17 protein-coding genes are annotated in these 20,561 nt (G+C 73.8%); 1 reads left to right on the top strand and 16 read right to left on the bottom strand.

Features of this window, described 5'->3' with window-relative positions; translation table 11 throughout:
* Positions 1–48: 48 nt before the first annotated feature.
* The 6 genes from JNO54_RS07090 to JNO54_RS07065 form a co-directional block, all read right to left on the bottom strand.
* Positions 49–3,558: an ATP-binding cassette domain-containing protein gene (locus tag JNO54_RS07090; RefSeq protein ID WP_204143265.1), complete on the bottom strand. Its 3,510-nt coding sequence runs from the start codon at positions 3,556–3,558 to the stop codon at positions 49–51.
* 100 nt (positions 3,559–3,658) lie between these two features.
* Positions 3,659–5,626, bottom strand: coding sequence for a M13 family metallopeptidase (locus tag JNO54_RS07085; RefSeq protein WP_204143264.1), 1,968 nt, complete (start codon positions 5,624–5,626; stop codon positions 3,659–3,661).
* 20 nt (positions 5,627–5,646) lie between these two features.
* Positions 5,647–5,862 carry a hypothetical protein gene (locus tag JNO54_RS07080; protein WP_204143263.1) on the bottom strand — a complete coding sequence of 72 codons (216 nt, stop codon included), beginning with the start codon at positions 5,860–5,862 and terminating at the stop codon, positions 5,647–5,649.
* A gap of 73 nt (positions 5,863–5,935) precedes the next feature.
* Positions 5,936–9,511: a chromosome segregation protein SMC gene (smc, locus tag JNO54_RS07075; protein ID WP_204143262.1), complete on the bottom strand. Its 3,576-nt coding sequence runs from the start codon at positions 9,509–9,511 to the stop codon at positions 5,936–5,938.
* Positions 9,512–9,562: 51 nt separating this feature from the next.
* The gene (locus tag JNO54_RS07070; protein ID WP_204143261.1) at positions 9,563–9,883 is read right to left on the bottom strand and encodes a chorismate mutase; all 321 of its coding nucleotides are present in this window, start codon (positions 9,881–9,883) and stop codon (positions 9,563–9,565) included.
* A gap of 57 nt (positions 9,884–9,940) precedes the next feature.
* Positions 9,941–10,261, bottom strand: coding sequence for an acylphosphatase (locus JNO54_RS07065; RefSeq protein WP_204143260.1), 321 nt, complete (start codon positions 10,259–10,261; stop codon positions 9,941–9,943).
* Positions 10,262–10,352: 91 nt separating this feature from the next.
* On the opposite strand from JNO54_RS07065, the gene JNO54_RS07060 reads away from it, so the two are divergent.
* Positions 10,353–12,266: an acyltransferase family protein gene (locus JNO54_RS07060; RefSeq protein WP_307818097.1), complete on the top strand. Its 1,914-nt coding sequence runs from the start codon at positions 10,353–10,355 to the stop codon at positions 12,264–12,266.
* A 16-nt stretch (positions 12,267–12,282) separates the two neighbouring features.
* Here JNO54_RS07060 and JNO54_RS14940 read toward each other — a convergent pair whose 3' ends face one another.
* From JNO54_RS14940 to JNO54_RS14935, 10 genes are all read right to left on the bottom strand, one after another.
* A complete protein-coding gene (locus tag JNO54_RS14940; RefSeq protein WP_204143258.1) occupies positions 12,283–13,422 on the bottom strand; it encodes a phosphotransferase family protein in 1,140 nt (379 codons plus the stop codon).
* A gap of 68 nt (positions 13,423–13,490) precedes the next feature.
* The gene (locus JNO54_RS07050; RefSeq protein ID WP_204143257.1) at positions 13,491–14,000 is read right to left on the bottom strand and encodes a hypothetical protein; all 510 of its coding nucleotides are present in this window, start codon (positions 13,998–14,000) and stop codon (positions 13,491–13,493) included.
* 97 nt (positions 14,001–14,097) lie between these two features.
* Complete coding sequence (mutM, locus tag JNO54_RS07045) at positions 14,098–14,973, bottom strand: bifunctional DNA-formamidopyrimidine glycosylase/DNA-(apurinic or apyrimidinic site) lyase (protein WP_204143256.1); 876 nt, start codon at positions 14,971–14,973, stop codon at positions 14,098–14,100.
* Positions 14,973–15,725, bottom strand: a complete 753-nt coding sequence (gene rnc / locus JNO54_RS07040; protein ID WP_204143255.1) for a ribonuclease III — start codon at positions 15,723–15,725, stop codon at positions 14,973–14,975. Before rnc ends, mutM begins: the two co-directional genes overlap by 1 nt.
* A gap of 11 nt (positions 15,726–15,736) precedes the next feature.
* Positions 15,737–15,931, bottom strand: a complete 195-nt coding sequence (gene rpmF, locus JNO54_RS07035) for a 50S ribosomal protein L32 (protein WP_204143254.1) — start codon at positions 15,929–15,931, stop codon at positions 15,737–15,739.
* 1 nt (position 15,932) lies between these two features.
* Complete coding sequence (locus tag JNO54_RS07030; protein ID WP_204143253.1) at positions 15,933–16,526, bottom strand: YceD family protein; 594 nt, start codon at positions 16,524–16,526, stop codon at positions 15,933–15,935.
* A gap of 129 nt (positions 16,527–16,655) precedes the next feature.
* Positions 16,656–17,138, bottom strand: a complete 483-nt coding sequence (coaD, locus tag JNO54_RS07025) for a pantetheine-phosphate adenylyltransferase (protein WP_204144597.1) — start codon at positions 17,136–17,138, stop codon at positions 16,656–16,658.
* 5 nt (positions 17,139–17,143) lie between these two features.
* A complete protein-coding gene (locus tag JNO54_RS07020) occupies positions 17,144–17,704 on the bottom strand; it encodes a hemerythrin domain-containing protein (RefSeq protein WP_204143252.1) in 561 nt (186 codons plus the stop codon).
* Between the two features lie 25 nt (positions 17,705–17,729).
* Positions 17,730–18,305 carry a 16S rRNA (guanine(966)-N(2))-methyltransferase RsmD gene (rsmD, locus tag JNO54_RS07015; RefSeq protein ID WP_204143251.1) on the bottom strand — a complete coding sequence of 192 codons (576 nt, stop codon included), beginning with the start codon at positions 18,303–18,305 and terminating at the stop codon, positions 17,730–17,732.
* Positions 18,306–18,347: 42 nt separating this feature from the next.
* Entirely contained in the window at positions 18,348–20,555 is a 2,208-nt protein-coding gene (locus JNO54_RS14935) for an ATP-dependent DNA helicase RecG (protein WP_204143250.1), read from the bottom strand.
* Positions 20,556–20,561: the final 6 nt, after the last annotated feature.

Genomic DNA, 20,561 nt, shown 5'->3' with positions numbered 1-20,561 from the left:
GGCCCCATCCTCGCAGCGACCGGGCGGCCTGCCCAATCTGCGCCGGAGTCAGCCCGCCAGGTGGCCGAAGTCGCCGTGCAGCTCGGCCCACGGGCCGACGGCCTGCACCCGGCCGTCGACGATGACGACGACGCGGTCGGCCTGGGCGAGGGCGGCCCGCTTCGAGGTGGCGCCCACGACCGTGACGCCGCGACGTCGCAGCGACTGCCACAGCTCGATCTCGGTCGTCGCGTCGAGCGCGCTCGAGACGTCGTCCGCGAGGAGCAGCTCGGCGTCGGCGGCGAGGGCCCGCGCGAGCGCCAGCCGCTGGACCTGCCCGCCGGAGAGCCGCACCCCGCGGTGGCCGACGAGCGCGTGGGCACCACCGGCGGTCGCGACGTCCGGGCCGAGCCGGGCGTCGTCGACCGGGCCCTCGAAGGAGCGCCCGTAGCCGAGCTGGACGTTGTCGGCGAAGGTGCCCGACAGCACCCGGGGCACCTGCGCGACGTACGCGACCTGACCGGGCCGGAGGAAGACCTCGGGGTCGTCGACCTCGCGGCCGTTCCACAGCAGCCCGCCGCGGTGGTCGACGAGCCCGGCGAGCGCCCGCAGCAGGCTCGACTTGCCCGAGCCGATCTGGCCGAGGAGCAGGACGAGCTCGCCCGCCCGGACCTCGAGGTCGACGTCCTCGACGCCGACGGTCCCGTCCTCGTGGACGGCGGTCATCCGCTCGAGCGTCAGCGTGCGAAGGGGGACGCGCGGCACCTCGGGCGGCTCGGGGGCCAGCCCGGTCACCAGGTCGACGCCCTCGGGCTGGTCCATGAGGTCGACCCCGCCGGCGAGCCGGCTCGTGACCTTCTGCCAGGCCCGCACCCCCGGGGCCTCGGTGACGACGGCCCCCGCGACCCGGCCGAACCAGTCGAAGCCGCCGACGGCACCGACGACGAGGAGCGCGGTCGCCAGGCCCCACCACTGCCAGAGGACCGCGGCCCAGGCGAGGACCATGCCGGCCTGCACCATGACCATGGGCACCCCTTCGAGCACCGCACGGACCCGGTGCTCCCGCACGGCGGCCTCGACGCGACCCCCGTCGACCCGGCCGAGATGACGGCGGACGTCCGGGACCCGTCCCGCGAGCTTGACGGTGCGGGCCGACTCGAGGGTCGAGACGAGGGCACGGCCGAAGTGGGCCCGGGTGGCCGAGGCGTGCGCGGCCGAGCGGCCGGCGACCGGACGCCCGAGGGCGCTGGCACCCGCGGCCGCCCCGAGGACGAGCAGCAGGACCATGCCCGCGAGGGGGGTGCCGGCCGAGACCGCCGTGATGAGGACGATCATCAGCCCGTTGACGACGTCGACCCAGCGGTCGGCGTAGCGGGCGTAGCGGTCGGCGTCCATGGCCCGCGCGACGATCTCGCCCGCGGGGACCCTGTCGAGGCGACGGTCCGCGGTCTGGCCGACGAGGACCGACATCCGCACGCGGAGCATGATCTCGATCCACCAGCGCGGGTACCGGATGATCGCCGCGGCGAAGAGCACGGGACCGGCGAGGATCGCCGCGACGCACACGAGCAGCCACCACCAGGGGTTGCCGCCCCGGCTCAGCTCCTCGACGGTGTGCCCCCAGGCGAAGCCGGTGAGGGCACCGATCGACCCGGTGAGCGAGAAGCCGAGGAAGAGGCCGACCGAGAGCAGCCCCCACTCCGGCCGGACCGTCAGGACGTGCCAGATGCCGCGGGCCAGCGACGGCCCGTCGCCCGTCGCGGGGCGGACCGGAGGCTCGACGCGGCGTCGGTTGCTGCCGATGGCACGCAGGGCGTCGGGGGCGTCCTCGGCCTCCGGGCCGGGGTCGTCGGAGGCCGAGCGGAGCAGGTCGCGGAAGGGGCCTTCCTGGACGACGAGGTCGGTGCGCGGACCGTGCTGGATGAGCCGGCCGCCCTCGAGCACGGCGACGAGGTCGGCCCGGGCGATCGTCGAGAGCCGGTGCGCGACGAGGATGCCGGTGCGGTCCCGCAGCAGGCGGTCCGAGGCGGCGACGACGCGGGCCTCGGTCACCGGGTCCATCCGGGCGGTCGCCTCGTCGAGGACGACGAGCTGGACGTCGCGCAGGAGGAGCCGGGCGAAGGCGACGAGCTGCTCCTCGCCGGCGGAGAGGGCAGCACCGCCGGGACCGAGCACGGTGTCGAGCCCGTCGTCGAGGGCGGCGACCCAGTCCCCGAGGCCGAGCTCGGCGACGACCTCCTCGAGCCTGGAGCGGTCGACGTCGGCGAAGAGCGCGATGTTCTGCGCGAGGGTGCCGGCGAGGATCTCGGTGCGCTGGGTGACGACGCCGACCGAGCGCCGCAGGTGCTGGAGGTCGAGGTCGAGCACGTCGACGCCGCCGAGCAGCACGGTCCCCGGCTCCGGGTCGACGGCCCGGGAGACGAGCGAGGCGAGCGTCGACTTGCCCGACCCGGTCCGCCCGACGAGCGCGAGGGTGCGCCCGGCAGGGAGGTGCAGGTCGACGTGCTCGAGAGCGAAGGTCCCCTCGGCGTAGCTGAAGTGCAGGTCGCGGAAGGTGAGATCGAGCTCGCCCGTGGGCACCGGCAGACCACCCCGAGGCTCCGGCTCGACCGCGAGCATCTGCCGCAGCCGCATGACCGCCCCGAGCCCGGCCTGGAGGTCCGGCAGCTGCTCGGCGACCCGGCCGACGATGCTCACGAAGCTCGTCGTGACGAGGAAGAGCGTGACGAGCTGGGCGACGGAGAGCCCGCCGCTCACGGCGACCGCGATGCCCGCGACCGCGATGGCGACGAGCAGCGAGTGCAGCAGGAGCATGCCGCGCATCGTCATGACCCGCTCGACGACGAGGACCTCGTGGAAGCGGTCGTGGACGACCGCGGAGAGCCGGGCGAGCCGTTGCACGGCGAAGGGGGCGCCGCGGCTCGTGCGCAGGTCGTCGCGTCCCGCGACGCCCTCCTCGAGGGCGGCGGCGTGGTCGGTCCAGGCGACCTCCTCGACGACCTTGCGCTCCACGACCTCGTTCATGAAGGGACGCATCACGAGGTAGGTGAGCACCGCGAAGACCGGGAAGAGGAACCAGGCCGGCCACCACGTCACCGCGGCGACGACCCACATGGGCAGCGCGGTGATGAGCGCGCGCAGGGCCATCCAGACCTGCTCGCGCACGAGGGTGCCGACGTCGTGGGTGTCGTCGTCGACCCGGTCGAGGACCTCCCCGACGGCCTGCTCCGAGAGAGCGTGGAGGGGCTGGTCGAGGGCGGCGTCGACGAGGTCGTCGCGCAGGCGACCCTCGGCGCGGACGACGACGCTCGACCAGAGGAAGCGCCCGACGGTGTCGAGCAGCCCGCCGCCGACGAGGCAGGCGGCGAGCCACAGGACGAGGGTGGAGCTGGGCCGCTCGGCGAGCCGGCCGGCGAGGACGGACCCGGCGGCCTGGCCCAGCGCGTAGACGACGAGCGCGGCGATCGCGGCTCCCGCGAGGGGGTGCCGCAGCCGGCGCCAGCCGACCTGCCGCTCGGGCGGGGTCGGCGTCGCCCCGGCCTCGGGGGCCGTGCGCGGTGCGGGGGCGAGCGTGGTCATGACCGGCCCGAGCGTACGCGCGTCCCCCGACCTGGCGACACCGACTTTTCGGGCACCCGCTCCCTGGGGTGCGAGGAGCTCTGCGACGAGCCTCGACGGGTCAGAAGATCGTGACGCGCTCCTGCGGTGCGAGCCACATGCCGTCGCCCTCGCGCACCCCGAAGGCGTCATGGAAGGCGTCGATGTTGCGGCACGCGTTGCCGCGCAGGTCCTGCGGGGCGTGCGGGTCGATCGCGAGCAGCCGCTCGGCCTCCTCGGTGCGGGCGTCACCGCACCACACCCGCGCCCACGACACGAAGAAGCGCTGGTCTCCGGTCAGCCCGTCCTCGCCGACCCTCGTCGCGGCCTCCTCCCCGACGGCGAGCCGGTAGGCCGCGTGGCCGATGGCGAGCCCCCCGATGTCACCGATGTTCTCCCCCACCGTGAGCGCGCCGTTGACCGACCGCCCGGGCGCGGTCCGCGAGCTCTGCCCGTCGAACTGCGCCTTGAGCCGGTCCGCGAGCGCGGTGAAGCGCTCCTTGTCCTCCGCGCTCCACCAGTCACGCAGCGCCCCGGTCCCGTCGAAGCTCGCACCCGAGTCGTCAAAGCCGTGGCCGATCTCGTGGCCGATGACGGCGCCGATGCCGCCGTAGTTGCTCGCGGGGTCGGCGTCGGCGTCGAAGAAGGGCGGCTGGAGGATCGCCGCGGGGAAGACGATCTCGTTCATCCCTGGGTTGTAGTAGGCGTTGACCGTCTGCGGGGTCATGAACCACTCGTCCTTGTCGACCGGCCCGCCGAGCTTGGCGAGCTCACGGTCGACGGCGACCTCGTGGCCCCGGCCGACGTCGGCGAGGAGGTCGCCGGTCAGCTCGAGGGCCGAGTAGTCCTTCCACCGCACCGGGTACCCGACCTTGGGGGTGAAGGCCTCGAGCTTGGCGAGCGCCTCCCCCTTCGTCGCCTCGCCCATCCACGGCAGACCGGCGAAGGACCGTCGGAAGGCCTCGACGAGGTGCGCGACGAGGTCGTCCATGGCCTCCCGGCTCGCGGCCGGGAAGTGCCGCTCGACGTAGAGCCGGCCGATGGCGTCGCCGAGGACGGACTCGATGAGAGAGACCCCGCGCTTCCAGCGGGCGCGCTGCTCGGGGATGCCGGAGAGGGTGCGCCCAACGAGGTCGAAGTGCGCCGCCGAGATCTCCCGGGTGAGGTAGGGCGCGGCCGAGAGGACGACGTGCCAGCGCAGCCACGCGCGCCAGGCCTGCGGGTCGACGGCGCCGAGGGCGTCCGAGAGCGCGGTGAGGTAGGCGGGCTGGCGGACGATGACGCGGTCGAGGGCTCCGGCCGGCAGCCCCCACCCCGTCGCCCAGGCGTCCCAGTCCATGGCCGGCGCGGCGGCCCGGATCTCCTCGAGGGTCTGCGGGTTGTACGTCGCGACGGCGTCGCGGTTGGCGACCCGGTCGTTGTGCCCGGCGGCGAGCCGGTGCTCCACCTCGAGCACCCGCTCGACGGTCGCGTCGAGCTCGGCCTCCGGGGTGCCGGTGAGGGCGAGGAGGGTGCGGACGTGACCGCGGTAGGCCTCGAGGACCACGGCGTGCTGCGGGTCGCGGTAGTAGCTCTCGTCCGGCAGCCCGAGGCCGTCCTGCTCGAGGTAGATGACGTACTCGTCGGGCTTGCCGTCGTCGGTGTTCACGAAGGGGGCGAGCGTCCCGGTGACGCCGAGGCGGCCGAGCCGCCCGAGGGCGGCCGCGAGGGTGGACGCGTCGGTGACCGTCTCGACCTCGTCAAGAAGTGGGCGAAGGGGTGCCGTCCCCGCCGCGTCGACGGCGTCGACGTCCATGAAGGCGGCGAAGAGGGCGCCGATGCGCTGGGCGTCCGGGTCGGAGCCCGGGTCGGCGGCGACCTCGTCGATGATCGTGCGGACGTCGGACTCGCTCCGCTCGCGCAGCACGTCGAAGACGCCGTAGCGGCCCTTGTCGGCGGGGATCTCGACCGAGCTGAGCCAGCTGTTGTTGACGTGGCCGTAGAGGTCGTCCTGCGGACGGACCTCAGGGTCGAGCGGGTGGTCGAAGGTCGGCGGGGTCTGCGTCGTCACGCCCGCCAGTCAAGCACGCGTCAGGCGGAGCGCCTGCGCGACGGGGTGGCGCTGCTCAGCGCGGAGGAGGTCTTGCTCGCGGCGCTGTCGGCGCTGCTGCGGACCCGGACGACGACCCGCTCGCCGCGCGGCGTCAGCAGGTCACGGCCCTCGCGGCGCGCGGGGATCGCCACGAGCCCGAGCACGCCGATGGAGAGGACCAGGCACACGAGGAGGCCGACGACGATCGCAGTCATGCCTCCATGATCCCTGCCGAGGCCCCGCTGAGCCAATCGACACGCCCCGGCGAGACCGACGACGTGCTCGCGGCTACGACGCGACGTCGCGGATGCGCTGGCTGACGACCGTCGTGATGCCGTCGCCGCGCATCGAGACGCCGTAGAGGGCGTCGGCGATCTCCATCGTCCTCTTCTGGTGGGTGATGACGATGAGCTGGCTGGAGCCGCGCAGCTCCTCGAAGAGGGTGATGAGCCGGCCCAGGTTGGTGTCGTCGAGGGCGGCCTCGACCTCGTCCATGATGTAGAAGGGCGAGGGCCGCGCCTTGAAGATCGAGACGAGCAGGGCGACCGCGACGAGCGAGCGCTCGCCGCCGGAGAGCAGCGAGAGCCGCTTGACCTTCTTGCCCGGCGGGCGGGCCTCGACCTCGATGCCGGTCGTGAGCATGTTCGACGGGTCGGTGAGCGTCAGCCGCCCCTCGCCGCCGGGGAAGAGACGGGAGAACACCCCTTCGAACTGCTCGGCGGTGTCCCGGAAGGCCTCGGAGAAGACCTGCTCGACCCGCTGGTCGACCTCGGCGACGATGTCGAGGAGGTCCTTCTTGGACTGGCGAAGGTCCTCGAGCTGGGTGGTGAGGAAGGTGTGCCGCTCCTCGAGCGCGGCGAACTCCTCGAGCGCGAGCGGGTTGACCCGGCCGAGGGCCTTGAGCCCGCGCTCGGCCGTCCGCAGCCGCTTCTCCTGCTCCTCGCGGACGTAGGGGCGCGGCTCGGGCATCTCGAAGTCGTCGCCCTGCTCGTCCGGGCCGGGGACGTAGGGCACGCCCTGGTGGGGGCCGTACTCCTCGACGAGCACCTCGGGGTCGATCCCGAGCTCCTCGATGGCGCGCTGCTGGAGCTGCTCGATCTTGGCGGTCTGCTGGGCGCGGGCGACCTCGTCGCGGTGGACGGAGTCGGTGAGCTCGCGCAGCTCGTCCTGCTGGACGGCGAGCGCGGCCCGCATCTCGGCGAGCCGGGTGTCCCGGGCGGCGCGGGCGGCCTCGGCCTGCTCCTGCTCGGCGGCCGCACGGGTCACGGCGGCGGCGGTGATCGCGGTGGCGTGGCGGGCGGCGGCCTCGACGGCTGCGGCGATCTCGGCCTCGCGGCGGCGACGCTCCTGACGGGCCTTGAGCCGCTCACGGGCGGCGATCTCGTTGCGGGCCGCACCCTCGAGGGACTCGGCGCGGCCGTGCAGGGCGCGGGCCCGCTCCTCGGTGGTGCGCAGGGTGAGGCGGATCTCCGTCTCCCCCGTGCGGGCGCGGCTCGCCTCGAGCTCGAGCCGGTCGCGCTCGTCGGTCGACGGGTCCCTGTCGGAGTCGCCCTCGGCGGGCTCGGCCTGAGCCTCGTCGAGCCGGGTCTGCAGCGCGGCGAGCTCGGCCCGGTCGGACTCGAGCCCGGCGGTGAGGTCGGTGATGGCCTTGCGGGTGCGGTCGGCCTCGGCACGCGCGACCCGGGCGGTCTGCCCGAGACCGCCGAGCTGCTCGGCGACGGCGGCCATCTGGGCGTCGCTGTCGTGCAACGCGTCGAGGGCGGTCTCGGCGGCCTCGCGGGCCCGGGTCTCGGCGGTCCGGGCGCTCGCGAGCTCGAAGCCGGCCTGCTCGCCGCGCCGGGTGGCCTCGGCGACCGCCTCGCGGGCCTCGTCGAGCGCGGACTGGAGCTCGAGCAGGCTCGGCGCGGAGGCCGACCCGCCCCGCACGAAGCCCGGGCCGAAGACGTCACCGGCTCGGGTCACGGCGGTGACGCCCTGCTCGGTGAGCCGCATCGCGTCGTCGTCGTCGCTGACGAGGGCGACCCGGTCGAGGACCTGGGCGACGGCGTCGGCGACGGTGTCCGGCGCGGTGACGACGTCGGCGGCCCAGGTCGCGCCGGAGGGCAGCGACGGCCAGCCGGAGCGGTCGACGGAGGCCGCGGTCGAGCCGACGACGAGGTAGATCTGCCCGGCGTCCTCCTCGCGGAGGCGGCGGACCGCCGCGGCGGCGTCGGAGGCCGAGCCGACGGCGAGCGCCTCGGAGGCGGAGCCGAGCGCGGCGGCGATGGAGGCCTCGTGCCCGCCGGAGACGGTGATGAGCTCGGCGATCGAGCCGAGGATCGTCGGTCCGCCCTCGCCGGCGGCGTCACGCAGCGCCTGGGCGCCGTCCTTGCGACGAAGGGAGAGCTCGAGGGCCTCGACGCGGGCCTGGGCGGCGCCGCGGTCGCGCTCGGCGGCGCGCTCGGCGTCGACCCAGCGGGTCACCTCGGCCTCGGCGGCCGCGTGCGTCGCGCTGGCCTGCTCGTAGGCGTCGTCGAGCCCGGCCTCGCTGCCCTCGGCGTCGACGATCGTCGCCTCGAGCCGACGGAAGGCCTGCTCGGCCTCCGTGGCCCGCTCCTCAGCCCGGGCGATCACCCCTTCGAGCCGGCCGACCTCGGCCTGGGCCGCCTCGACCTTGCTCTGCCGGGCGCCGACCTGACCGGTGAGCCGGGCCAGACCCTCGCGCCGGTCGGCCGCCGCCCGGATGAGGCGCTGGATGCGCTCGACCTCGGCGCTGTGCGCCTGCTCGGCGGCCTCGCGGGCGGCGGTGGCATCGGCGAGGCGGGCGGTGATCTCCGCGATCTCGGCGCGGAGGCGCTCCTCGTCGGCGCGGGCGGCGGCGGCCTGCTGGCGCAGCTGCTCGGGATCGCGGCCCGAGGTGGTCTCGTGCTCGTCGTCCTGGCCGAGGAGGCGCACCCGCTCGGCGGCGACGGAGGCGGTGGACTCGAGGCGGTCCGCGACGGACCGCAGGCTGACGAAGCGGCGGCCTGCCGCCGAGACGAGCGGGGCCGCCTCGGCCGCCTGTCGCTCCTGCTCAGCGATGGCGGCGCGCGCGGTGACGAGCTCCTCCTCGAGAGCGGCGCGCCGGCGCAGCAGCGCGGTCTCGTCGGCGACCTCCTGCTCGAGCGCGCTCGTCAGCTGGACGAGGTCGTCGGCGAGGAGGCGGAAGCGGGCGTCGCGCGCGTCGGTCTGGATGACCTGGGCCCGGCGAGCAGCCTCGGCCTGGCGGCCGAGCGGGCCGAGCTGACGCCGGATCTCGGTCGTGAGGTCGGCGACACGGGCGAGGTTGACCTCCATCGTCTCGAGCTTGCGCAGCGCCTTCTCCTTGCGCTTGCGGTGCTTGAGGACGCCGGCGGCCTCCTCGATGAAGCCACGTCGCTCCTCAGGGGTCGCGCGCAGGACGGTGTCGAGCTGGCCCTGGCCGACGATGACGTGCATCTCGCGGCCGATGCCGGAGTCGGAGAGCAGCTCCTGGATGTCGAGGAGCCGGCAGGACGTGCCATTGATGGCGTACTCGGAGCCGCCGTTGCGGAACATCGTCCGGCTGATCGTCACCTCGGTGTAGTCGATCGGCAGGGCGCCGTCGGTGTTGTCGATGGTCATCGCGACCTCGGCACGGCCGAGCGGCGCGCGGCCGGCGGTGCCGGCGAAGATGACGTCCTCCATCTTGCCGCCGCGCAGGCTCTTGGCCCCCTGCTCCCCCATGACCCAGGCGAGGGCGTCGACGACGTTGGACTTGCCGGAGCCGTTGGGGCCGACGATGCAGGTGATCCCCGGCTCGAGACGCAGAGCCGTCGCCGAGGCGAAGGACTTGAAGCCCTTGAGGGTCAGACTCTTGACGTACACGGCGGCGAGCCTACCTGCGACGGGGGCGCCGCCCCGGCAGCCCGGGCGTGCTCAGCGGGTGGCGGTGGGGTCGCCGTCGGCGGCCTCGCGGCCGGCGATCGCCTCGTGGTGGCGGATGACCTCGGCGATGATGAAGTTCAGGAACTTCTCCGCGAAGTGCGGGTCGAGGCCCGCCTCGTGCGCGAGTCCGCGCAGCCGCCCGATCTGCCGCTCCTCGCGGGCCGGGTCGGCCGGCGGGAGACCGAGGGTCGCCTTGAGCACCCCCACCTGCTGGGTGGCCTTGAAGCGCTCCGCGAGCAGGTGGACCAGGGCCGCGTCGATGTTGTCGATACTCTGCCGCAGCCGGTCGAGGTCGGGAGGTGTCTCGCTCACCCGGCCACCGTAGGTGGCCCCTCCGGCCGGACGCGACCGGGTCTCACGACTCGAGGATCACTTCTCGACGAAGCCGGTGGACTCCCCCTGCGCCGTCCCGTCCTGACGGACGACGGAGGTGACGTGACCCGGTCTGCGCGAGGACGAAGGCGCAGTCCGCAGGTGCGAGGAACGAGCCTCGGAGGGGGACTCGCGCAGCAGCGCCTCGAGGCGGTCGATCTGCTCAGGGTCACCCTCGGCGACGACCTCGACGCGGCCGTCGTCCATGTTGCGGGCGTGACCGACGAGGCCGAGCTCGAGCGCCCTGGCCCGGGTCCACCAGCGGAAACCCACGCCCTGGACCCGACCGCGGACGAAGAAGGTGGCGCGCGCAGTCATGACGGGCACGGTAATCCTTCGTCGCACCTCAGGGGAGCAACGTCGGTGCGCCTCCCCGACGTTGTCGGTGCGAGGTCCTAGCGTGCCCCTCGTGGGCGCACCGATCCCGACGACAGCGGTCCCGGCACCGGCCTCGGCCGAGGGCCGTCTCGACGGCGCCCTGCCCCCACGCCCGCCGCGGGGTCACCTCGCCGGCCTCGACGGCATCCGCGCGCTGGCGATCGGCGCGGTGATGCTCTTCCACCTCGATCCCGACTGGCTGCCGGGCGGCTTCCTCGGGGTCGACGTCTTCTTCGTCATCTCGGGCTTCCTCATCACCACGCTGCTCGTCCGCGAGACCGAGCGGGACGGGTCGATCGACCTGCGCGGCTTCTGGACCCGGCGGGCCCGGCGGCTGCTCCCGGCGCTGCTCGTCGTCGTCCCGGCCTGCATCCTCATCGCCCGCACCGTCGAGGCCGACCTGCTCGTGGGGATCCGGCGGCAGGCCCTCGGAGCCCTGACCTTCTCGACGAACTGGCTCGAGATCGCCAACGGCAGCGACTACTTCCACTCGACGAGCCCGCAGCTGTTCATGAACTTCTGGTCGCTGGCGGTCGAGGAGCAGTTCTACCTCGTGTGGCCGCTCGCGACGATCGTGCTGCTCTGGGCCCGGCGCCGCCTCGGGCTGAGCTGGGGCGCTCTCGGCGCCGCCGTGCTCGCCATCGGTGTGGTCTCGGCGGCGCTCATGGCGCTGCGCTACGACCCGGCGGACGTCACCCGGGTCTACTACGGCACCGACACCCACCTCGTCGGCCTCATGCTCGGCGCGGCCATGGCGATGACCTGGGCGGGGCCCTCGCGGGCCGGCACGACGAGCGCCGCGTGGCACCGCTGGCGTCGGCACATCATCGGCGGCGCCGGCGTGCTGCTCGCCGCCCTCCTCGTCCTGGCCCAGGAGGGCTCGGCGTGGACCTTCCGCCTCGGCATCCCGCTCGTCTCGCTCGCGACCGCGGTGCTCGTGCTGGCCTCGGTCGACCGGCCGGGACGCCTCCGCACCGTCCTCGAGGCCGCACCGATGCGCTGGATCGGCACGCGCAGCTACGGCATCTACCTCTGGCACTGGCCGGTCATCCTCGTCATCGGCCAGGACATCCCCACGGCCGCCGGGACCTCGGCCTTCGTGTGGACCCGGATCTGGGCAGTCGTCGTCACGCTCGCCCTCGCCGACCTGTCCTTCCGCTTCGTCGAGACGCCCGTGCGCCGCCTGGGCTTCGGCGGTGCGGTCGGGGCGATCGGTCGCCGGCTGCTGCGCGTGCCGCCGCGAGCACGACAGATCACGGCGGCCAGCGCCGCGCTCTCGGTGCTCGTCCTCGCGGCCGTGCTGCTCACCGCCCCGGACAAGACGAGCACGCAGACCACCCTGGAGAGCAACGCCGCCCAGGCCGCCGCGCCCCGAGCGACCCAGGCCGTCGAGGTCGCCACCGGCAACCCCGACTTCCGGATGCCGCAGGGCAAGGAGATCGATGTCTTCGGCGACTCGATGGCCGTCGGCTCGCTGCACGCCCTGCGCTACTACTTCCCGGGCATCCAGATCGACGCGAAGTCCAACCGTCGCTGGTCCGACGGTCGCGAGCAGGTCGCGGCGGCCGGCGACTCCCTGCGCCGCGCCGTCGTCCTGGCCTTCGGGACCAACGCCGGCAGCGACGAGCAGACCATCCGGGCCCTGCTCGACGACATCGGCCCCGACCGCATGGTCGTCATCGTCAACCTGCACGCCGACCGGCTGAGCCGGATCGCCGAGGACAACGCGACCCTCGCGGAGATCGCCAAGGACCACCCCAACGTCGCCGTCGCCGACTGGGACGGCGCGGTCTCGGCCGACCCCGACCAGCTGCAGGCCGACGGCATCCACCCCTCGCTCTCGGGCTCGCACGTCTACGCCAAGGTGATCCGTCAGGCCTTCGCCGACCTCTCCGAGGAGCACACCGGCAAGGCCGTGACGCTCAAGGAGCTGCCGATGCCGTAACCCCGGCACGCCAGAGTCAGGCACGAGCCAGGTCGAGGCGGGTCAGGGCCACCGAGCGCGGGCTCCCGGCCACGAGGCTGAGGATCACCCCGGCCACGCGCGCCCGGAAGGCGCCGGGGTGGACCCCCGCCTCGAGCCGGGTGGCCCACCGGTCGGCCACTGCTGCTCCCTCCGGGTAGTGCTCGGGCGAGAGGTCAGCGAGCACGGCGAGGTGGGCGACGAGGCAGGCGAGGTCGTCCTCGCGCCGGCCCGGGCCGGCGGTGTCGACGTCGATGAGCCGCTGCGGCTGCCCGTCGGCGCAGAAGATGTTGGCCTCGTGGAAGTCGCCGTGCGTGGGCACGAGCGGGCCGACCGGGAGGGTCTCGGCGAGGTGCTGGATCTGCTCGGTGAGCCGGGCGATCTCCGCGGCGTGGTCCGGGAGCGCTGCCGCGGCCATCGCGCCGTGGAAGTCCGCCCGGTCGGTCCACGAGGGCCGCGCGGGGAGGTCGAGCAGCTCCGCCGGGAGAGCGTCGAGAAGGGCCAGCGCCTCGGCCGGGTCGGGCTCGACGGTGGACTCCCCGATCTGCCAGGCCGAGAGCGACTCGGCGAGCGGCTGCCCCGGGACGACGGCGGTCACGAGCACGCCTGGCTCGGGGACCGCGACGACCTCGGGGCCGATGCCCGCGAGGAGCGCGTGCCGACGCTCGAGCAGCTCCCCCTTGTCGGGGCGGACGACCTTGGTGAAGTAGGTGCGGCCGGCCCGCTCCGTGCGCAGCACGGCCCGGCGCAGCGGACGGTAGACGAGCACCTCCGTCGTGTCCTCCCCCGTCGGACCCGGCAGCCAGCCCGCGAGCGTCTCGGGCGTGCACGCCCCGTCGAGACCGGGCAGACGCGGGTCCTCGGGGTGCCGCCAGACCCGGAGGTCGACCCCGTCGACGGTCACGGTGGCCGCCGATGCGACGTCCGCGGTGGTGACGACGAGGTAGTCCTGCCGCGCGTCTGCCCCTTCGCCGTAGCTCACGTGATAGGTCACCGAGGTCTCGGCGCCGACGCGGTCGTGGACCTCGTCGACGGTGCAGGTGAAGCGCGGCAGCTGGGCCCCCGGCGCACCGGTCAGGGCGCTCTGGAGGACGTCGGCGGCCTCGGGGCCGGTGAGCAGGGCGACGACGTCAGGCACGGAGCCATCCCATCAGGCGCAGACCCCGGTCGCCACCAGGCGACGGGGGTCTCGAACCCGCACGGGTGTCAGTCGGCGGAGTCCGCGGTGGGAGCCGACTTCGCCGAGACCGGGCTCACCGGCGACGGGGCGCTCTTCGGGCTTGGGGCGCTCTTCGGGCTCGGCGCGCTCTTCGGCGACGGGGCGCTCTTCGGGCTGGGGGCGCTGTAGGCCGAGACCGCGCTCACCGGCGACGGCGCGCTCTTCGCCGAGGCCTGGACGCGGGGTGCGGCCGGCGCGGGAGCCTTCTGCACCGGGGCGGTGGCCGCTGACCGGGCCGAGGGGGCCGACCTCGCGCTCTTGGCGGACTTGGCGGTCTTGGCGGACCTTGCACTCTTGGCCGACGCCGCGGACGTCGCCGAGACCGCGGACGTCGCCGAGACCGTGGTCGAGGTGGAGTCACCCGTGGCGGGGACGGAGATCCCGGGGCGCGGGTCGCCGGTCGGGGCGAGCTGGCCCTGGGCCAGGGCGACGCCGCCGAGGGCGGTGAGGCCGAGCGCTCCGGTGACGGCCCAGGCGGCGGTCTTCTTGGTGATCATGTCGTGCTCCCTTGCTCGGTTCCTGCGGTAGGCCTCAAGGCTGTCAGCGCGCCGTGAAGGAAGCGTGAGGCTCCGATGAGACCGCTCTCATCGACCGTCAGGAGCGCGGCCTCCGCGGCCGAGGCTGGCAGCGGGGGCACGAGGTCGAGCTGCGGTTCATGAACTGCTCGCGGCGCATGAGCGTGCCGCACCGCGGGCAGGGCCGGCCCTCCTGGCCGTACGCCGCCAGGCGCCGGTCGAAGTACCCGGAGGCACCGTTGACGTTGACGTACAGCGCGTCGAAGCTCGTGCCCCCCTGCTCGAGCGCCTCGCCCATGACGTCCCGGGCGTGACCGAGGAGACGCTCGATGGCGGGCTTGGTCAGCCCGGACGCCGGGCGCTCGCCGTGGATGCCCGCGCGCCACAGCGCCTCGTCGGCGTAGATGTTGCCGATGCCGGAGACCACCCGCTGGTCGAGGAGGACCCGCTTGATCCCGCTGCTGCGGCGCTTGACCTCGCGCGCGGTCGCCCGCACGTCGTAGGCCGGGTCGAAGGGGTCGAGGGCCACGTGGGAGAGCGACTCCGGCACCCCGTCGGGACGAAGGGGTGACCAGGCCAGCCCGCCGAAGGTCCGCTGGTCGACGAACCGCAGCTCCGGGCCGGCGTCGTCGAAGACGAAGCGGGCGTGGAGGTGGGTCTGGTCGGGGGTCTCGGCAGGACTGACGAGCATCCGCCCGCTCATCCCGAGATGCACGATGAGGCCGTGGTCGGGGGCCTGCGCCGCACGCGGCGCGACGGTGAGCCAGAGGTACTTGCCACGCCGGCAGGCCCGGTCGAGGTGCGCGCCCTCGAGCTGGTGCGCCAGGTCTGCCGGACCCGGGACGTGCCGGCGTGCGACGCGTGAGCCGGAGATCTCGACGTGGTCCAGGGTGCGCCCGGCGACGTGGTCGGCCAGCCCGCGACGGACGACCTCGACCTCGGGGAGCTCTGGCATCAGGAGGCGGGCGGGGCCGGCTCGCCCTCGGTGATCGCCGTCCAGGCGACCTGCGCGGCCTGCTGCTCGGCCACCTTCTTGGTCCGGCCCGTCCCGATCCCGCGGGACTCGTCGTCGACGAAGACCTCTGCGGTGAAGATCTTCTCGTGGTCCGGGCCGGTCGAGGAGATGTGGTAGGCGACGGTCGTGGCGCCGGCGGCGGCAGCTGCCTCCTGGAGCGAGGTCTTCCAGTCCAGGGCCGCCCCGAGGGTGGCGCTGCGCCGCATCACCGGGTCGAGCAGCGAGTGCACGAGCCGACCGGCGGCGTCGAGCCCGCGCGGCTGCGGGGTGGAGAGGTAGATCGCGCCGATGACCGCCTCGAGGGTGTCGGCGAGGATCGAGTCCTTGTCGCGCCCACCCGTGGCCTCCTCGCCCCGGCCCAGCCGGACGAAGTCACCGAGACCGATGGTGCGTGCGACCTCCGCCAGGGCACGCATGTTGACGACCGCCGAGCGGAGCTTGGCCAGCTCGCCCTCGGACATCTCGCCGTGGGTCTCGTGCAGGTGCGCGGTGACGACGAGCCCGAGGACCGAGTCGCCGAGGAACTCCAGTCGCTCGTTGTGCGGGATCGCGCCGTTCTCGTACGAGTACGAGCGATGTGTCAGGGCACGCGAGAGCAGCGGCTCGTCGACGGGCTCCCCCGTCACCTCGATGAGGTGCTCGAGGAGCTCGTCGACGGGCCGCTGCGAGGGCTCGCTGCGCTGTGTGCTCACAGCGAGGAGACTCAGCCCTGGTGCTCGGTGCGGTCCGCCGTCGCGTAGTAGCGACCCTTGTAGGTGCCGCAGGTCGGGCAGGCCTGGTGGGCCGGAGCCGGCGACTTGCACTGCGGGCAGGTGGAGAGCGCCACAGGGGTCGCCTTCCAGTTCGCCCGGCGCGACCGGGTGTTGGAGCGCGACATCTTCCGCTTCGGGACAGCCACGTCAGGTCCTCTTCTCTTCGTCGTCTCCCCCGGCACCTTCTGCCAGAGGTCGGAGGGCGTCTAGCGCCGCCCACCGGGGGTCAATCTGCTCGTGCTCGTGGTCCGGGTCGTCCTCGAGGCGGAACCCGCACTCCGGGCACAGCCCGGGGCAGTCCTCCCGGCACACGGGTTGGAACGGCAGCGCCGGCAGCACCGCGTCCCGGATCACCGGGTCGAGGTCGATGGTGTCGTCCTCGATCCGGAGCTCCTCGTCCGCATCCTGCTCGGTGGCCACCTCGCGGTGGTGCCGAGCCCGATCGGGCCACACGAAGAGCTCCTGGAAGCGGACGTCGACCGGCAGGTCGAGGTCGTCCAGGCACCGTACGCATGCCCCGGTCGCGGTGGCGTCGACCGTCCCTGTCACGAGGATGCCCTCGTGCACCGACTCGAGACGCACCTCCAGCTCCATCGGCTGGCCCGGTGCCACCGCGAGGACATCGGTCCCGAAGTCCTGCGGTGCCTCGACCGTGCGGCGCACCTCGCTCATCGACCCGGGTCGACGACCGACGTCCTTGGCGTCAAGGACGAAGGGCGAGGCTGGGTCGACGCGCTCCATGGCTCCACACATGTCGGATGGGACGGTCCACGTCATCGTGACGCAGACCGACGCACAACGTTACCGGAGCAGTCGCCGCTCCCCCAAACCCGACCCTGGACGAAGGGGCGGACCCCCCTTCGTCCGGGGTCAGGGGCGGGGCAGCCGGGCGATCAGCTCGTCCCGGACCCGGTCGCTCACCATGCCGGTGACGTCGCCGCCGAGGCGGCAGACCTCCTTGACCAGCGAGCTCGAGACGTGCTCGAGGGTCGGGTCGCCGGGGAGGAAGACGGTCTCGATGCCGGTGAGGTGACGGTTCATGAGCGCCATCGGCATCTCGTAGGCGAAGTCGGTGCCGCCGCGCAGCCCCTTGAGGATGACGGTGGCCCCGACCTGGGTGCACACGTCGACGAGGAGCTGGTTGGCGAAGGCCTCGGCCCGCACGCCGGGGAGGTCGGAGGTCTCCTCCTCGATGAAGGCGAGCCGCTCCTCGACGGCGAAGGTGCCCTGCTTGGCCGGGTTGTGCAGGACGGCCACGACGACCTCGTCGTAGATCGTCGCGGCCCGACGGATGATGTCGACGTGGCCGGCGGTCACCGGGTCGTAGGACCCGGGGCAGAGCGCGCGCTGCACCCCGCTCACTGCTCGGTGGGCTGCTCGTCGTTGGGGAGCAGCCCGTCGTCGTAGGCCTGCTTGACGATCGCCTCGACCTGCTCGAGCGAGCCGCAGCCCTGCTCGAGGAGCTGGTTGCGGGCGGTGGCGAAGGCGACGCCGAGCTCGGCGCGCAGGTCCTCGGAGGCGTCGGTCTGGGCGGGGTTGAGGATCGTCAGCTCCTCCTCGCCGATGTGGTGCATGAGCACCTCGGCGACGGCCTCGAGGGCGTCCTCGTACTTCTGGGTGTCGGTGCCCTTGGCCTGGAGGAGGTGGAGCAGCGCCTCGTTGGTCGCGGCATGCTCCTCCTCGCCGTGCTCCTCCTCCTCGCCGTCGATGACCTTCTTCGTCTTGAGCTTGGGGTAGACCTCGTGCTCCTCGGCCTCGGAGTGGGCCACGAGGAGCTCGGAGAAGGCCTGCCGGACCGCCTCGCGGTCGGCGTCGACGTCGCGCATCTGGCGGAGCATCTCCTCGAAGATGCGGTGGTCGTCCTTGATGAGCTCGACGATGTCGCCGCTGGTGGGCCGGGGGATCTCGTAGTCCGTCATGGCGCCAACATAGTGCTCGCGGCGGTCAGATCTGGTAGTCCGGGGCCCACCGCTCCGCGTACCAGAGGACGGTCTCGCCGTAGGTCTTCTCCTCGGTGCGCACCAGACCCATCGGCCAGGTCGGCTCGGGGCTGCGGGTCGACCGCTCGACGACGACGAGCGCCTCGGGGGCGAGCCACTCGTGGGTGAGGAGCAGGTCGAGGACCCGGCCGAGCGACTCCTCGTCGACGTCGTAGGGCGGGTCCGCGAGGACGAGGTCGTAGGTCAGGCTCGCGGGGCGGGCCAGCGCGGCCTCGACGGTGCCGGCCTGGACGCGCGCGCCGGCGACGCCCACGTCGGCGATGTTGCCGCGGATCACGCCGACGGCGCTGCGGTCGGACTCGACGAGCAGCACGCTCGCCGCGCCCCGGCTGGCCGCCTCGAGGCCGAGCGCCCCCGAGCCGGCGTAGAGGTCCATGACGTGCGCACCGTCGACGACCCCGCGGGCCTCGAGCGAGGAGAAGAGCGCCTCGCGGACACGGTCGCTCGTGGGACGGGTCGACTGGCCGCCCGGGGTGCGCAGGCGTCGTCCGCCGGCCTGGCCGCTGATGATGCGCGTCACGGTTCCATGATGAGTCATCGGCGCCTCGGCCCGCGCGTCGGGTCAGGACTTCTCGAGGTAGGCGGCGCGCTCCTCCTCGGCGAGCCGCTCGAGGGCGGCGGCGAGGTCGGGGTGCCCGGCGAGCTCAGGGTCGGCGGCGAGGACGGCGTCGACGTCCTCGCGGGCCTGCTCGATGATCGCCTCGTCGCGCAGCAGCGAGAGGTGCCGCAGCTGGCTGCGCACCCCCGACTGGGCCGTGCCGAGGACGTCTCCCTCGCGGCGCTGGGCGAGGTCGAGGCGGGCCAGCTCGAAGCCGTCGGTCGTCGCGGCGAGCGCCTCGAGGCGCGCTCGGGACACCTCGGCGTCCGACCCGGTGAGCAGCAGGCAGACACCCGGGTGGCCGCCACGACCGACCCGGCCGCGGAGCTGGTGCAGCTGGGAGATGCCGAAGCGGTCGGCGTCGAGGATGACCATCGTGCTCGCGTTGGGCACGTCGACGCCGACCTCGATGACGGTCGTCGAGACGAGCACGTCGACCTCACCGGCGGAGAAGCGGGCCATCACCTCGTCCTTGTCCTCCGGGCGCATGCGGCCGTGGAGCGCGGCGAGGCGCAGCCCGGCGAGCGCCGGCACCTGTGAGAGGAGCTCGACAGTCCCGACGACGTCGGCGAGCCGGCGCTCGGGTGCCTCGTCGTCGGGCACGCGCTCGCCGTCGGCGTCGTCGTCACCGGGGTCGGTGTCGCTCACGAGGTCGACGCCGTCGTCGACCGCGTCGTCGTCGCCGCCGATGCGCGGGCAGACGACGTAGGCCTGCCGACCTGCGGCGACCTCCTCGGCGAGCCGCTGCCAGGTGCGCTCGACCCAGCGCGGGTTGTCGACCGGCACGACATGGGTGGTGACCGGCTGGCGGCCCCGGGGCAGCTCGCGCAGCGTCGAGGTCGCCATGTCGCCGAAGACGGTGAGCGCGACCGTGCGCGGGATCGGGGTGGCGGTCATGACGAGGAGGTGCGGGGGGTGCTCCCCCTTGGCCCGCAGGGCGTCGCGCTGCTCGACGCCGAAGCGGTGCTGCTCGTCGATGACGACGAGCCCGAGGTCGGCGAAGGAGACGACGTCCTCGAGGAGCGCGTGCGTGCCGACGACGATGCCGGCCTGCCCGGAGGCGATGCGGGTGAGCGCCTCGCGGCGGGCCTGCGCGCCCATCGACCCGGTGAGCAGCTGGACCCGCGTCGCGTTGTCCGCGCCGCCGAGCATGCCCGCCTCGGCGAGGTCGCCGAGCAACACCCGGATGGTCCGCTCGTGCTGCGCCGCGAGCACCTCGGTCGGGGCGAGGAGCACCGCCTGCGCGCCGGAGTCGACGACGGCGAGCATCGCACGCAGCGCGACGACGGTCTTGCCGGAGCCGACGTCGCCCTGGAGCAGCCGGTGCATCGGGGTCTCCGCGGCGAGCTCGCCGAGGATCTCCTCCCCCACGGCCACCTGGCCGAGGGTCAGGGCGAAGGGGAGCCGCGCGTCGAAGTCGGCGAGCAGCCCCTGAGAGGGTCGGCGGGGCCGCGTCCGCTCCACGGCCCGCTCGGCCCGCCGTCGGCCGAGGAGCGCCTGGAGCACGAAGGCCTCCTCGTAGCGCAGCCGGTGCCGGGCGGCGGCGACGTCGTCCATCGTCTCCGGGGCGTGGAGCGCCTTGAGCGCGTCGAGCCGGCCGAGGAGCCCGCGGCGGGCGCGGATCTCCTCGGGGACGGCGTCGACGACCGCGTCGAGATGCCCCAGCACCACGCGGACGGCCGCGGACACACCCCACGACTGCACGCCGGGGACGTGCCGGTAGACCGGGATGAGCCCCCCTTCGTCGATGGCGAGGTCGCCGAGCGACTCGATCGCCTCGAGCGTCGAGTACGCGGGGTGGGCGAGCTGGCGGCGGCCCTTGTACTCGCCGACCCGGCCGGCGAAGAGCAGGGTGCGCCCGGCCTGGACGACCTTCTCGTGGCCGTAGGCGTTGAAGAAGGTGACCGACATGCGGCTGCGTCCGTCGGTGATGACCGCCTCGAGCATCTTGCCGCGGCGGGTCTTCATCGTCCGGGTCGTCGCCGTCTCGACGGTGGCCACGGCGACGAGGTACTCGCCGATCTCGGGCGAGCCGAGGTCAGCCCGGGTCGTGCGGTAGGTGCGCGGGGCGAAGTCGAGCAGGTCACCGACGGTGACGATGCCCCGGTGCTTCTCGAGCTTGGCCGCGGCGGCACCGACGAGGCTCTTGATCCGCGACTGCTCGGTCGTCACCGGCCC

It is taken from the genome of Janibacter endophyticus, from assembly GCF_016888335.1.
Lineage (GTDB): Bacteria > Actinomycetota > Actinomycetes > Actinomycetales > Dermatophilaceae > Marihabitans > Marihabitans endophyticum.
Note: the sequence above shows the minus strand (reverse complement) of the source record. Positions and strands in the feature narration are given on the sequence as shown.